Here is a 13,579-nt window from a genome sequence, read left to right on the forward strand (position 1 = left end):
TCAGCCCACCTGGTTGCTGGCCTGTGGGGTGGGGATGGCGGCGGGGCCACCGTGGACCAGGGCAGGCAGCTGGTCGAGGCGGATGACGCGGAAGAGGTCGCGCAGCAGGCCGGTGCTGTGGCCGATGGCTCGCTCCAGGCGGTGGCGCCTGCGGTCGGTGGGGACCAGCCAGACCACCAGAGGGAAGACGTCGCCGTCGCTGGCCTGAGCTTGGTGTTCCTGGTAGCGCCAGCAGGTGGCGATGACGCGGCCGGGGTTCTCGGTAGCCCGGTCGACCTCGACGAGGTAGCGGTCCTCATAGCTCGGGCTGGTGATGGTCACGGCCAGGTCGGGGCGCAGCACCTGCACCTGGCCGCTGGGGCCAAGGCGCGTTAGCCAGCAGTCCGGCTCCAAGGCCACCGCCGCCTCGGTATCCGCCTCCTGGCGGACGGCCTCCTCAATGCTGGTGCGCACCTCCGTTATCGCGAGGAGGTGGTCCAGGAAGGTGGTCGACACCTCACGGGGCCGCTGCCGCCGCGGCACCCCCTCCCCCTCATCTGCAGCCACAAGCCGGTGGCCCCGAGTCGTGGCAGCCCAGATGGTCACGGCTGAGCCGCCCTGCCAGCCACCAACCCGCCGCTCCAGGCTCGTCAGCAGGCGCTGCTGGGCCAGGCTGGCCAGGTGGCGCTGGGTCTGGCGCAGGGCCGAGGCCGGCGAGGCGTACTCCGGTGCGGTCAGCCGGGCGAGCTGCGTGGTGGTGGCGAAGCGATGGGCGGCCACCAGGGCGAGCAGGCGCGCCTGCATCGGATGGATCGGCGCAGGCACCAGCGATGAGAACCGGGCCGCTGTAAGGGTGGGTGACCGGTTCATCGCTGGCCGCCTCCGCCGGGCCAGACGTGACCACACCAGGTGGGGTCAGTCACCGCCACTAATCGCCGAGAAAGGCCGAGCTGCCGCCGCTTGCCGCGAGCCGTGAGTGCAGCGGTACGTCGACCGACACGTCCACCGAGACGACGCCCCCGCCCAGTGGTTCGCAGGCCAGCCGCGCTGCCATCACGGTACGTACGTCGCCTACAGCAGCACCAGGTCGTGTGCTCATGTACCAGTGATGTCATGGTCGCCTCCTGCGGCCAATCGCGGGACGGGACCGACCAGGCTCAGGCTCAACCCCACTCGTGGATCCATCAGCCTCAGCCTCAGTTCCGTTGCTGGTACCGTCCGGGCCAGCCTCATCCGGCACTCCAGGCATTGACTCAGCTGCCTCGTCACCAGGCTCGTTACCAGTGCCGTCTGCGGCAGCAGCAGTGGCGACAGTAGTCGTGTCCGGCAACACCGTCGTCGGGTTGCGTTGCTCATTCGCGTCGACGGCGCTGGGCGCGCTGGTACTGGTCAGGGCGATGAGCTCGGCTTCGGTCAGCTCGGCTGGGATGCCGTAGCGGGCGTGGCTGGCGGCGTAGAGCAGGGCTGGGTCGCGCACGGCTGGTGGGGCGGGCCGGGTGGCCAGGGAGAACCAGCCCGAGCGGCGTCCCTGGTGCATGACGGTGGCGTAGGCCTGGTACTGGGCCAGCAGCTGGAAGTCTGCCGCCTCCAGCTCCGGAGCCAACCGAGCTGCCGCAGCCGCGTCGGTCGCCGACAAGGCGAAGTACACCTTACTGCGCGTGTTGGTCTCCACCGCCTGCATCATCTCGGTGCTCAGCTGGCCCCGGTACTGGTGCGCCAGGTGGAAGGCCGCCCCCAGTGACCGGGCCTGGGCCAGGGCGTCGGCCAGGCTGCCCGGCAACCCCGCCAGGAAGGCCTGGACCTCATCGATATACACGCTCACGATCTGTCGCCGCTGGGGCGGCTCTGCCTGGCGTGCCAGCAGGTGCTGCCACAGCTGAGCCACCAGCAGTGTCCCCAGCAAGCGGGCCGCTCCGGCTCCGAGCAGGCCCTGGTTGAGGTTGACCACCACGATGCGTCGGCGCTCCAGCAAATCCGTCAGCCCGAAGCGGGGCTGGGCCTGGCCCAGCATCGCCCGCAGGCCTGGGCGCAGCATCAGCTGGCGCAGCTTGTTGAGCACCGGGGCGACCTCCACCGCCTGAGTCCGCGCCGGCTTGGCCTCATAGCCCTGCCAAAAAACATCCGTCCCCAAAGGATCAGGTGGAGCCAGTGCCAGCACCCGGTGTCGGAAGGCCGGATTGGTCAGCAGCGGCACCAGCCACACCAGCGTCGCCTGCGGGATACGCGCCAACGTCAGCAGCGCAGCGGAGAGCACATCGGCGGTGCGGATGCCCCAGCTGTCGCGAAACAGCTCGGCCAGCACCCCCAGCACCGCCTCCGCCGTCACCACCGCCAGCTCCGGCGGCCCCGCCAGCGGGTTGAACCCCACCGGGCAGGGATTGGTCGGATCCAGCACCACCACATCCGCAGCCCGCTCCTGAGGCAGGCGCGCCAGAAAGTCCGTCGCCAAGTCGCCCTTGGGATCCAGCAGGAGCAGGCCCCTCCCCTCAGCCGCATCAGCCAGCGCCAAGGACAGCAGCACCGTCGACTTACCCACACCAGTCGGCCCCAGCAGATGCGTGTGGTAGACAGCGTCGGTAATCGGCAGGCGCACCAGCCCGGTCTCTCCTGGCACCGCACTCGCGCCGACGACGCGCTGCGACGACCCAGAGCCGACCTGCGGCGGCGGGGCCACCAGGCGCGGGTGCCCACTGCCCAGCAGCGGCAAGGGCAGCTCACCAATAGGCCAGCCCGCCATCGCCACAATCTCTCCTGCACCAAGCTCCAACCCCGCCCGCCACGGCCGCCGCATCCCATCAAGCTTGGCGGGGTGCTCCGTGCGGGCGCGTAGCCGCACCCCCGGGCCTTCCAGCAGGCGCAGCGCCCCCAGCAGCCCCTGCAGCAGCACCCGCTGGCGCAGCGGCGAGGCCGCCCGCACCCCCAGACGCAGACAGACTGCTGCCCGATGCCGCCCCACCTGTGCCCGCATCCGCCGACCCTGCTCACCACTAAGAGACGGAATCGGCACGAGCCCGAGTAGCTCCAGCCAGCCCTGCGGCTCCACCCGCCCCAGCACCTGCGGCGAGAAGCGCCGCCCCAGCTGCAGCTGAACCACCAGCTCCTCACCCTCAGCCGTCACCGCCAGTGCGGCCAGGACAGCTCGCACCACCGCCACCAGCCGCTCCGTCGCCAGTCCCACCCCGACCGGCCGGGCCGACACCACCACCGCCTGATCCACCGCCCGCCGCGAGAACCCACGCGACACCCGGCAGCCCGGCACCAGCTCACGCACCACCGAGACCAACCGCTCACCAGCCCGCGAGCCCACCGCCCACGTCGCCTGACCGCTTGAAGCGCGCAGCTCCAGCACCACCCGCCCCAGCGAACCATCCGCCAGGAGCCGCTCCACCAACCCCACCGCCGCGTCCTGAGCAAGCGGCAAAGCAAACCGCAGCTGATGCCACACCAAGGGCTGAGTGGGACGGGCCATCACGGGGTGCCTCCCGGCGTGGAGAACGGAGCAGCGGCCTCGTGAGGTGAGTGGTGAGCGCCGTCATGACGACAGTGCGGGAGACGTTCTGTCATGCAGTGCCGTGCCGACATTGAGCTGGCCGCTCGCATCGCACCAGGTCGCCGAGAGCTCGTCTGCTCAGTTGACGGCTCCACGGCCTCATCCGCCGCCATCTGCCGCGCCAGTGCCAGCACGATCCGCGCCACCGCCCGGTGATTCATGCCGCTTTGCCGCACCGGCACCAAGCGCACCCGCCGCGACGAACCAGGCCGACCACCGGCGTAGCGGGCCATCATGGCTGCCTCCTTGGGGTATAAGGCCGCCGACGAGTCCGCTGCGCCTTGTCGTCAACTGAACAACTCGGGCACTGCTCAGCCTGTCCCACCTGACGACGCTTATCCGTCTGCCGCTCGCTTCTGCTCGGCTCCCTCACCACTCCCGTCGGCTCTGCCACCAGCGCACTGCCAGCCAGGCGGCGGCGCTCACGGCGAGCAGCCCGACGAGCCAGGGCCAGCTGCTTTGCACGATGACGACGATCCACCTCAGCCCCATCGCGATCAGGAGCAGGCCGACGCCGCATCGCAGCAGGCTGCCGGGCAAAGAACGCCTCGAATCGCTCATCATCACCATCTCCTCGAAGACTGCGCAGGGGGTACTTGTCTTGCCACGGCCGACTCATCGCAGGGCCTCCTCGTTCTCGTGTGCCCGCTTGCAGTACCGCGGCACGGCAAAGCCGGGGATGCGGATGTCGCTCGCTACTTGGTCTCCCCACACCGCCCAGGGCTGGTTCGACTCTGGCCGCCGGCGGGCAAACAGCTCCAGGTACGGCCCAGGGCTGACCCGCTCGATAATGGCGAACTGCTCGGCCGGCTTGCGTGAGTGCTCCGTAACGGGCGCGTTGAACCAGGTCGGCTGGGAGCGCGAGCCCAGCGGGGCTCTCCCCCGGGTGCAGAACAGCAGCTGCTCGGTGGCATTACGCAGCTGGTAGCGACCACCCAGGCCAAGACGGAACTTCACCCAGGTCAGCGGGCTGCGCACCGTAAAGCCCCAGGCCTCAGCCACCTCATACGCCCTCGGCAGCAAGGCATTCGTCGTCCACAGCCACAGGTGAGCATCACGGGCCGCCAGCGACCCCACCGGCAGCGCCTTGATCCGCGCCAGGCTCATCGTCCGGTAGTGCTTCTCACCGCTCTGCAGTGGCCAGGGCGGATCGACCAGGATGGTGGCAAAGCCACCAGGCGGCAGGCCGGGGATGGTGGGCGATGAGCCAGTGCCCTCGGAACTGCTCCGACCGGCCGAACCAGGCCCGTCGCTCATAGCGCCGCCTGGTCGCGGCACGCCAGCACCTGGTCTCACTGCTGCGCCAGCCCGTCTGGCCACCGCACCTGGCCGTGGTGCGGCTCCCCCAGCACATCGCTGGGCTGCTTGTTTCGTCTGCTGCATGTCGTCCCTCCTTTTTTGTTCATACGTGCTATTTGCTCCAGGCAATCCCACTGCCAGCTATTTCGCGCATCGGCAGCAAGTTGCCCTTATCCCATACATTCCACGAACACTTGTTTGTTGCAAGGCCTCCGGATTCACTATTGCCAAGCGACGCGACACGCACTGCTTTTGAGCCGTTTCTGTGGTGCCACCCCAGGAAACAAAATGGACACACGCGCCACTTAGTAGCCACGAAAGTCGGTGCTGTAGTTTTTGCAACAAGCAGGCGAAAACGACGCAGCACGTGGGTGAGGATTGCTGACGATTGCGACGGCATCCGAACGGTCAGCGGGTCGTCGACGCAGCGCCATGCTGGGATGCAGACGCTCACGGCTGCCGCTCGTCCGACCGAGCCGGTCGCTGCTGCGTGCACCGCCTGGGACGCGGCCGCGGCGGGCGACGCGAGGGCGCGTGAGCCGGCCAGGTGGGGTGGGATGTACCCTCTGCCGTGCCGTTGCTGTCCACTCCATCCGGCACCGTGCCAGAAGACGCACCGCTACTACTGGCGCTGTTGCCGCTGGTCTCGTCAGCGACACCGCCACCGCTACTGGCACCGCTTTCGCCATTACTCGTGTCGCGTCTTCCTCCGGCAGCCTCAGCCGCCGCCTCCCGCACTGCCTGTTCGTTGTCCTGCAGCACCTGGGCCATTGCTGCTTGCATGGCTCGGCCTGCTTCTTGGCGCTGCTGGCTCAGCTCACTGCCTAGGGCCAGGGCGGCTGCCCAGGAGGAGCTGGCCGGTACGCCCGGTCCAGCTGCTCTGGCCGCCTGGTGTGCGGAGCGCCAGCTGGCTGCGACCTCACCGGCCAGCTGGCCGGCCTGGTAGCTGCTCGGCAACGTGGTGGAGAGCGAGAGCGGCGGTGCGCCTACGGGCACCGGCTGGCTCATTCCGCCCGGCGGTGCTTCCCGCCAGGCTGCCAGGCCATCGCGCACCCCGTGAACGAACGCCCAGCCGATTGCGCCCACTACCGCCAGACCGATGAGGGCCAGAATCCCGATTACGACCGTCATGATGAAACCTCCGAAGATGAGAAGAGAGAAGACGAGAAGGAACGTGAGAAGAAGGAACGAAGGCACGAGACTGGGACTCGCCACCGGGCTGACAAAGCCGCAGGACAGCAGCCCTACAGCTGCCCGATCCGCTGCCCAGCGCCCAGCGCATACCCCGTGATGATCGCTTCGTAGAACTGAGCGCCACCGGGGGCGATGCGGGTCTGGGCTTCGGCCTGGGTGACCAGCGTGGCGATGTTGGTCAGGACCTGGGAGGTCAGGAAGGCCCGGGCTTGCTCGGCCTGGGCCGCCACTTCTGCCTGGGCGGCGACCTGCTCGATCTCCCGCCGGGTCACCCGGGCCTGGCCATTGCCCAGCACCACCCCCATCCGGGTGCGCTGGGGCGAGAAGAGACTGAGATTGGTAGAAGCCATGAGAGAAGTCCTTTCGAGAAGAGAGGAAGGAAGAAGAGAGAGGAGAAGACGACAGCCGGGGCAGTCGCTCACCCTGGAGCGGGTTCCGCTGCCACCGCCTGGGATGACACATGCGGCCCTGTGGCCGCCCAGATCACGCCATCTGCCTGCCGCACCGCCCAAAGGCAGTTGCCGCGCTGGCGTCCGGTTGACCTGGCACATCTAGGAGAACCCGCCGCCATTGGCGGTGTCGTGACAGAAAAGTGCACCGCACTGCATCTGCGCAGCACGGTGCCAAACCAGTCGGTGAGAATAGGGGCCATGAGCACGCCCCCGGAGCCAGTCACCCCGCTACCACATGGCGTCTTCCCCATAGGCGACACCACGGATGAGGCCGAGCAGCGCGCCGCACTGGAGCAGCAGGTGCTGACCGAGCTGCTGGCCCTGCGCAAGGCCTACGGGCAGCTGACGGTGCAGAAGTTCAGCACCTTCGCCACCTTGCGGCAGGTCTGCGGCGGTGACGACCTGCTGGACGCCTTCTTGCTGTTTCAGCGCGAGCTGGCCCGCTACCAGCACAGCGGCCGCAACGAGGCAGCCGCCGCCCTTTCTCTGTCCGCTCCGGCCGACACCGTCCTTGACCGCCTCCAGCTCACCGCCGAAGCACTCTCACCCCAGGACTGGCGCGACCAACGCACCGCCCGCCGATGGAGCGACGCCGGCATGCCGATCCTCGCCCGCGACCTGGTCTACTTCGCCCAGGTCGCCGGACGGCTCGGCACCGAGACGCTCAGCATCCAGCTCGGCGGCAGCGGCACCAGCCTGATGGTCATCATCGACCAGATGACCAACAGCGACCTGCCCGCCAAAGCACCCCTCATCCAGGTCTGGCACTACCCCTCCAGCAACAGCCCACGAGAGCTCACGCTCGACCTGGAGCAGATCGCCAGCCCCCAGGTCTCACGTGACGGGCTGACCATGCGCCGCCACCGCCTCGCTCTCGACCTGCCCGACGCCCAGGCCGTCGAACCAGACGACGCCGTCCTGGCCATATCCATTACCGGCCAAGACGCACCCATGCGCACCGTCTTCTACCAAGACCACAGCCACCTCACCCCCGGCCTCCACACCCGCATGACCACCTACCGCACCATCGTGATGGTGGAGGTAGCTAGGGATGAGGAGTGAAACCACGAAGCAGGATGCGCGATGCGTCTAAAACACCTGCATGAAGGCAGTAAAATTTAACGACAAAGGTGGAAATATCAGAGTTGCTCCTCCCGCAAGAGCAGTGGCATCATTATCTCACAAGAAGTCGGCCCCAAAAAGCTATACGAACTGATGGCTAAATTTGCCGACCGGCAACAAAATTGACGTCGACTCCCCGCCGACGTCACTCCCTGAGGACTACCATGAGAAAAATTGTTGCTTTGATGGCCGCATGCATCTTGGCCGCATCCCTTGCAGCTTACGATGGTGCCAACAAGAAGATCAACGCCCCAGTCGAGTCTTCCGAGGTGAGCAGCAGCAACTACCAGGACATGGTGTCTCAGTTCAAAGGGGCAGGGTTCACCAACGTCTCGACACGAGAGATTGACGACCTGATCCTCGGATGGCTCACAGAGGACGGCCAGGTCGAGGAGGTGTCCATCGGCGGCAAAACATCCTTCTCCACAAGCGACACCTTCGCGGTGGACGCTCCAGTGGTTGTCAGCTACCACACCTTCCCCAAGAAGAACAAGGGGGGCACCGAATCAACACCCACTCCCGACCAACCGTCCAGCTCCCCGGCACCTCAGAGCCCCGAGCCTTCACAAGCCCCTGAACCCTCTCCGTCTCCCACGGCAAGCAACGAGAACATCACGGTCGAGAACAACGAGGAGTTCCGAGCCCTCCTCGAAAACCCACAGCCGGACGCCGCCACCGTCGAACAGTTCGTGGCGAAGCACAAGGGACGCACCATCGAGTTTGACGGAAACGTCGCCAATGTAGCTCGTCACAACGACTACAAGACGCGGTTTGACTTTCTCATCCATGCAGGGGACTACAGCACGGATTCTGCATATGGCCCGAACTTCCAGTTTGCAAACTGCGCATATTACAACCTCCACCTCACCGGCGACAATATTCCAAACAGCATCAGCGCCGGCCAGAACTTGCACATCATCGCCAAGATCGTCGACTTCAACAGTACCCAGCAACTACTTCACCTGGAACCAATCGCCACATCGGCGCGATAGCTTTCATTCAGCCAGATTCAGACAGTTTCGCCCGGCTCAGTTGACCTGGCCGCCCGCGCTTTCGGCTATCAGCTCTCCTTGTCTGTCAAGTCGGTATCGGGTGTCGTCGGTGACGATGGTCAGGAGTGTGGGGCGCCTGGGTGGGTTGAGGCGGATGACGACGCGGTTGCTCTGGGTGACGTTAAGGAACTTGGTGACGTAGTTGACCGCGTTAGTCCGTACCTGGTCGTCGATGGTGGTGTTGTCGCCGGAGTCGTCCAGGAGGATGACTTCGGTGCCGCGTCGGCGGGCAGCCTGGGCGCTTGTCACGATGCTGGTGCCGGTGAAGAACGGCGCACGGATCTCGTCGCGCAGCTCAGCCTCGAGCAGGTAAGCCTGGCTGCGCAGCTTCGGCGTTGGTGCTTTGCCGTCGGCGATCTGGGTCAGGAGGGGTGTGACGCGTTGGCGGACGGAGGCCATGCGGCTGGTCATGATGCGGTCGGCTTCCTCGTGGGCGTGCTGCTGCGCCTGGAGCCGGGCGGTTTCTCGCTGGGTGGCGGCGATCTGTGTGGTGGCTCGGGTGGACAGGTGGGCGACGCCGTGCCAGCTGACGAGGGTGAAGTAGTGGCCGAGCATGTAGGTGAAGATCATGAGTAGTGGCCGCCCGGTGGAGATGACCCAGTAGGCGGTGGCCAGTGTCGTGGCTGCGCTGCCTGCCCAGGCATACACGGGGCGGCCGCGCATCAGCAGGCCACGGCTCAGATCGCTACCAGCGCCGGTGCACCAGGACGCGTAGCCGGGCCAGCCGGTGGTGATGATCTGTGGGAGCACGAGAAAGTTGACCGCAGCGATGACGACGACAGTTAGCTGCGCCACCCAGCGCGGAAGCAGGGCGTCCGGCCATGCCTTGAGCAGAAGGACAGCAGGCGGCAGCAGTGCGATGAAGCTCAGTGCGGCTGGAGGCCAGTGCCAATAGCTGTGCACGGCGCATTCGTAGACAAGCAGGATGAAATGCACCAGGGCGAGTCCTGCGGCGATGGCACGGGCACCAACGGACTCCATGGAGGCAGACAACGACCGCTCCCAGCTGGCTGCCTCGCTCTGGGCGGCATCGCGCTCGGGTCGCTGTTGATCGGCCGAATCCAGGTTAGGTCGCCATCGCAAGGTGACACAGGCGCCTTCCCCGGGCACTGAGTCAACGGTCGCACGGCCGCCGACGTCTTGCATACGAGCGATGATCGAGCCAGACACGCCGTGCCTGCCACGCCCAGCCACGGCAGGGTCGAAGCCGCATCCATTGTCACTCACCTCGATGGAGATACCGCAGGCGTCGCTGGTAAGAGTCACCCTGCGCGTCACCGGGGCGTCGTCGCTACCGGCGTGGCGCAGTGAGTTGCGCACGGCCTCCAGCGTGGCCTCGGTGATCGCCTGTGCTACCTCGGGCGGTATCTCGTGCTCGCGGGTGAGAACGACGTCGGTGCGGATCTCGCCAGCCATGACGCCAACCCGTCCGGCAACGTCGTTCAGCAGTGTCCTGGTGGCAACCGGGCTGGCCACTGCTGTCTCTGCGCTGAGTGAGTCGAGCGCCTGGCGGGCGCTATCGCGGAGGGCGGCCCGGTCGGGCAGGCCGTTGGCGACGGCGATCAAGGCAGAGAGGATGTGATCGTGGATGAAGCTGTTGGCCTCATGCTGGGCTCGAGTGCTGGCCTGCCGGGCAGCCAGCTCCACAGCCTGTGCACGCTGCTGGGCACCGCTGGCATCCGAGGTCTCCGCCAGTCGGAGGAGCCAAGTCAGTGCACCGATGGTGGCCAGGTTAGTTGCCATATCGAGCATGACGTCTTCTACCGAGACGAACTGCAGCTCACCGATCGCCGTGGCATTGACCATGAGCAGCAGCGGCGCCAGCGCCACCACGAATATGAAGCGCCACCGCCGCGTCAGTACCACAGCACCTGCCGCAGCGATGACGAAGTACCACCCCAGCATCGGGTGCATCCGCGCCAGCGCGTCGCCCGGCGCCGCAATCGGCAGTAGCCGGGTCGCAGCAAGAACACACGCAACGGCAACATAGACACCAAGAAGTGCTGCGAGCAGGCCGGCGAGCAACCGATCGGCTCTACGCAGCAAGTCTCGCCGAGGCCTCCCACAGCGGCGCAAATAGATCGCGCCCGCCGACACGCCGGCTATCACCACCGCAAGCACCACTATCGGCGCCAGAAGCATGGCGGCCGCAATCGGCTTCACACCCTCGGTGAAGTAGACCGTTGGGCCCGACAAAATGCCAATCTCCAGCACGCCAAGGCCGGCGAACAACGCCACCAGACGGCGCACATGCAGCCGGTACTCACCAGGGGAACTGACTCGCTCAGCGTCCCCGCCGAGGCGGTCAGTCATAGTAGCTCACCAGCCCATCCTCAGCCGCTCGGCGGAAGAGGTCGACGCGGGTGTCCGCCGGGCGCCCAGCAGCGCGGTACTTGTCTCGGATGCGTGCCACGTAGGTGTTGACGGTGTTCTTCGACAGGCTCAGGATGTGAGCCACCGTCTCAGACTTCTCACCCTCCGCGTAGTGCGCCAGGACGTCGGCCTCGATTGGTGCCAGGTAGTCGACGACGAAGTCCTCGTCGGCATCCAGCGCCGCTGCCCAGTCCAGGCCGGCACTCGGCCTGCCGTCCAACGCATCCTGGATCGCTCGCACCAGGTCGCTCGACGGCCCGGACTTGCGCACGATCGCCAGCACTCCCCCGGCAATCGCCTCACGCACCAAGATCGGGCTCTCCGCCGACGTATAGGCAATGACAGGCAGGCCGCGCTGCTCAATCTCGTGCAGGTTCTGCGTCGGAGTCGAGCCATCCTCCAACCGCAGATCCAGGATCACCAGCGCCCGGCCATCGGGCCACTCCACATCATGCAGGCTGGCGTACCAGCGCACTGACCACGGCAGTCCGGCATCCTCAAACACCAAGCGGCAGCCCTTGGCAATGATGTCGTGGTCGTCAACCACAATGATCGAGCACGCCTGATCCACATTGATCTCCTCATCACGACGCATGATTCAACAACGAAGCCAGCCGACACAGCCGGCCAGCACCAGCAGACAGATTAGTTACGGCACGAAGACGTCAACACCCCCACCAGGCGAATCAGCAAACTTTCGCCAACCTTCCAGGCACACCAGGCGAGACCTCGCCTAAGAATGAAGCCAAATTCTCCCAGGAACACACTTCAATCATTGACGACTCAACACCCCCACTTTGATACAGATCAATTTCTACCACTTCATCGATTGTCCACATTATGAGACGAAGCGCCATGCCAACACCCTTAGGTACACACACCAGCCTGTAGACGACAGCTATGTCGCACTGAGATTTTCTACTATCTCGGTAGGCACTACTTGTGACACCCTCCAATAACCGCACTTGCCCTCCACAACGCACACGCGCTACCACACACCAGCACCCCTCGGTAGGTCTTACTTCTCAGTCTTAACACTCATACTGGTCTATTACGCCACGGTCTCACTACTCTCGGTTTCGCCAAGCGAATGCGAGCCAGGACAGCACCGGCGCATGTGCGCAACGATGCGTCTACCACTCGCTTTGCTTTCCTCTCCGAATCCCGAATCGTTGAGTTAGGAACCCCTGAGATGGCACATGAGCAGACGAACGCCGTGGTCGACTACTACGAAGAGTTCGCACTCCACAGAGAAGATTCAACCCAAAAAATTCTTAAGGATCTCAAGAAGGTTCAGCGCCAGTGGCGAACGCTCGGAGTACGCAGTGGGCGAGAAGGCGAGGAAGCGAACGAGAAGCTTAGGCTCATCGAGAAGGCGCTTCAAGCATTTCAGAGCGACGAGTCGCGGCGCACCTACGATGAGTCGTTAAAGCAGGTTCCGAAAGTTATCAAGTCCGAAAAGAAGACTGACTGGATCAACGAGTCATGGAAGTACTACTTCGTTGGCGACAATGGTCCCGCCAAGATTGCAGCCACGAAAGCCCGCACCGCAGAGAACGACAACCCACAATGCTACGTCGTGTCGGCGTGGGTAGAGCTTGCCGAGGCATGGGGTAGTGACGCAGAGAAGCGGCAAACGTACCGGCAGGCCAAGGTGTACGCCGACGAATCGTACGTCCTCGATCTGGAGAAGGAGTACGTTGCCGACGTCAACTTCGCCCGCGGAGTCTGTTTCGCGGCAATCAGTCAGCACACCAATGCCATCGAATGCTTCCTTCGTGCTCTCCAAGAAGCCAACCCATTTACATTCTGCGACATTGCATGGAGAGCGGCAATATCATACACAATACTCAAAGAGTACGACAAGGCAGTCGACATCTGCCTGATTGCCCTGAAAGTCGGAGCAGAAATCGAAGACGATATACTCCTACACAAGGTCTACCAGTCATGTTATGCAGCCCTAGAAGCAAAGTGCCTACACTTCCACTTCAGCGTCGATGAAATTACTCGCGCTTACGAAGGGAAGCGACTCAAAGAGAGTGACGTTGTCAACTCCTTGAACGACTTCCGCAGCATGCGCAACCACATCGTCAACCAGAATATTCGGTCACACCTACTGTCGAAGCTATCGAGCTTCATTGAGGCGCACATCGGCCGCCTCGAGCTCATCGAACAGCGCATCACTGCAATCAAGAACGCGCCGAGCGACGAGTTGGCTGACACTGACCACCTGAAGCCTGGCGAGCCTCCAAGCGTCAACATTCTACTCTGGTCTCTCGGCATTGCAGCCGTTATTGGCATCGTCGCATACTCATCTGGAGAAAGCACTCTTTACACGGGGCTCGTATTCCCATTGATCGGGGTATTGGGATACTTCACAGTCCTGCAGAACCACGATCAGGATACAGCTAAGTACGAGAAGGCCTGCCGCGAAGCTCGCGCCGCGCAGAAGGAGGCTCGGGCCGCTCAGGGGCGCGCGCGGTCACTTGGTGCCGTCGAGATCAAGGTATTTGAGGATCAGTTGCGCGAGATGAAAGCAGACATGGAATCTAACTAAG

General features: G+C 64.6%; 11 protein-coding genes. 4 read left to right on the forward strand and 7 right to left on the reverse strand.

The features are described 5' to 3' along the window. Both HW274_RS07165 and HW274_RS07170 read right to left on the reverse strand, forming a co-directional pair. Positions 1-804 (reverse strand): replication-relaxation family protein, encoded by an 804-nt coding sequence (locus tag HW274_RS07165; protein WP_260679013.1) that lies wholly within the window; start codon positions 802-804, stop codon positions 1-3. A gap of 286 nt (positions 805-1,090) precedes the next feature. Then, positions 1,091-3,376: a type IV secretory system conjugative DNA transfer family protein gene (locus HW274_RS07170; protein WP_260679015.1), complete on the reverse strand. Its 2,286-nt coding sequence runs from the start codon at positions 3,374-3,376 to the stop codon at positions 1,091-1,093. A gap of 165 nt (positions 3,377-3,541) precedes the next feature. Here HW274_RS07170 and HW274_RS07175 point away from each other — a divergent pair, with 165 nt between their 5' ends. Continuing rightward, on the forward strand, positions 3,542-3,685 hold the full coding sequence (locus tag HW274_RS07175) for a hypothetical protein (protein WP_185988480.1): 144 nt from the start codon (positions 3,542-3,544) through the stop codon (positions 3,683-3,685). 213 nt (positions 3,686-3,898) lie between these two features. Here HW274_RS07175 and HW274_RS07180 read toward each other — a convergent pair whose 3' ends face one another. The 3 genes from HW274_RS07180 to HW274_RS07190 all read right to left on the reverse strand — a co-directional run bounded on the left by HW274_RS07180 (position 3,899) and on the right by HW274_RS07190 (position 6,372). After that, positions 3,899-4,090 (reverse strand): hypothetical protein, encoded by a 192-nt coding sequence (locus HW274_RS07180; RefSeq protein ID WP_260679016.1) that lies wholly within the window; start codon positions 4,088-4,090, stop codon positions 3,899-3,901. Between the two features lie 54 nt (positions 4,091-4,144). Beyond that, entirely contained in the window at positions 4,145-4,786 is a 642-nt protein-coding gene (locus HW274_RS07185) for an MT-A70 family methyltransferase (RefSeq protein WP_260679017.1), read from the reverse strand. Between the two features lie 1,286 nt (positions 4,787-6,072). After that, positions 6,073-6,372, reverse strand: a complete 300-nt coding sequence (locus HW274_RS07190) for a hypothetical protein (RefSeq protein WP_009233120.1) — start codon at positions 6,370-6,372, stop codon at positions 6,073-6,075. A 300-nt stretch (positions 6,373-6,672) separates the two neighbouring features. Here HW274_RS07190 and HW274_RS07195 point away from each other — a divergent pair, with 300 nt between their 5' ends. Together HW274_RS07195 and HW274_RS07200 are read left to right on the forward strand one after the other, a co-directional pair. After that, positions 6,673-7,536, forward strand: a complete 864-nt coding sequence (locus HW274_RS07195; protein ID WP_185988482.1) for a hypothetical protein — start codon at positions 6,673-6,675, stop codon at positions 7,534-7,536. A 224-nt stretch (positions 7,537-7,760) separates the two neighbouring features. Then, positions 7,761-8,588 carry a DUF4839 domain-containing protein gene (locus HW274_RS07200; protein ID WP_185988483.1) on the forward strand — a complete coding sequence of 276 codons (828 nt, stop codon included), beginning with the start codon at positions 7,761-7,763 and terminating at the stop codon, positions 8,586-8,588. A gap of 36 nt (positions 8,589-8,624) precedes the next feature. Here HW274_RS07200 and HW274_RS07205 read toward each other — a convergent pair whose 3' ends face one another. Together HW274_RS07205 and HW274_RS07210 are read right to left on the reverse strand one after the other, a co-directional pair. Continuing rightward, the gene (locus HW274_RS07205) at positions 8,625-10,961 is read right to left on the reverse strand and encodes a sensor histidine kinase (RefSeq protein ID WP_185988484.1); all 2,337 of its coding nucleotides are present in this window, start codon (positions 10,959-10,961) and stop codon (positions 8,625-8,627) included. Next, positions 10,954-11,592 carry a LuxR C-terminal-related transcriptional regulator gene (locus HW274_RS07210; RefSeq protein WP_260679018.1) on the reverse strand — a complete coding sequence of 213 codons (639 nt, stop codon included), beginning with the start codon at positions 11,590-11,592 and terminating at the stop codon, positions 10,954-10,956. The genes HW274_RS07205 and HW274_RS07210 overlap by 8 nt, the downstream gene beginning before the upstream one ends. A gap of 621 nt (positions 11,593-12,213) precedes the next feature. Here HW274_RS07210 and HW274_RS07215 point away from each other — a divergent pair. Continuing rightward, positions 12,214-13,578 (forward strand): hypothetical protein, encoded by a 1,365-nt coding sequence (locus HW274_RS07215; protein ID WP_185988486.1) that lies wholly within the window; start codon positions 12,214-12,216, stop codon positions 13,576-13,578. Position 13,579 lies beyond the last annotated feature (1 nt).

The organism is Actinomyces sp. oral taxon 169 (assembly GCF_013394715.1).
Lineage (GTDB): Bacteria > Actinomycetota > Actinomycetes > Actinomycetales > Actinomycetaceae > Actinomyces.

Coding starts and splice junctions, on each gene's coding strand:
- HW274_RS07200 (WP_185988483.1), top strand. CDS start 7,761: ATGAGAAAAATTGTTGCTTTGATGGCCGCATGCATCTTGGCCGCATCC.
- HW274_RS07205 (WP_185988484.1), bottom strand. CDS start 10,961: ATGACTGACCGCCTCGGCGGGGACGCTGAGCGAGTCAGTTCCCCTGGT.
- HW274_RS07195 (WP_185988482.1), top strand. CDS start 6,673: ATGAGCACGCCCCCGGAGCCAGTCACCCCGCTACCACATGGCGTCTTC.
- HW274_RS07185 (WP_260679017.1), bottom strand. CDS start 4,786: ATGAGCGACGGGCCTGGTTCGGCCGGTCGGAGCAGTTCCGAGGGCACT.
- HW274_RS07175 (WP_185988480.1), top strand. CDS start 3,542: ATGCAGTGCCGTGCCGACATTGAGCTGGCCGCTCGCATCGCACCAGGT.
- HW274_RS07180 (WP_260679016.1), bottom strand. CDS start 4,090: ATGAGCGATTCGAGGCGTTCTTTGCCCGGCAGCCTGCTGCGATGCGGC.
- HW274_RS07215 (WP_185988486.1), top strand. CDS start 12,214: ATGGCACATGAGCAGACGAACGCCGTGGTCGACTACTACGAAGAGTTC.
- HW274_RS07190 (WP_009233120.1), bottom strand. CDS start 6,372: ATGGCTTCTACCAATCTCAGTCTCTTCTCGCCCCAGCGCACCCGGATG.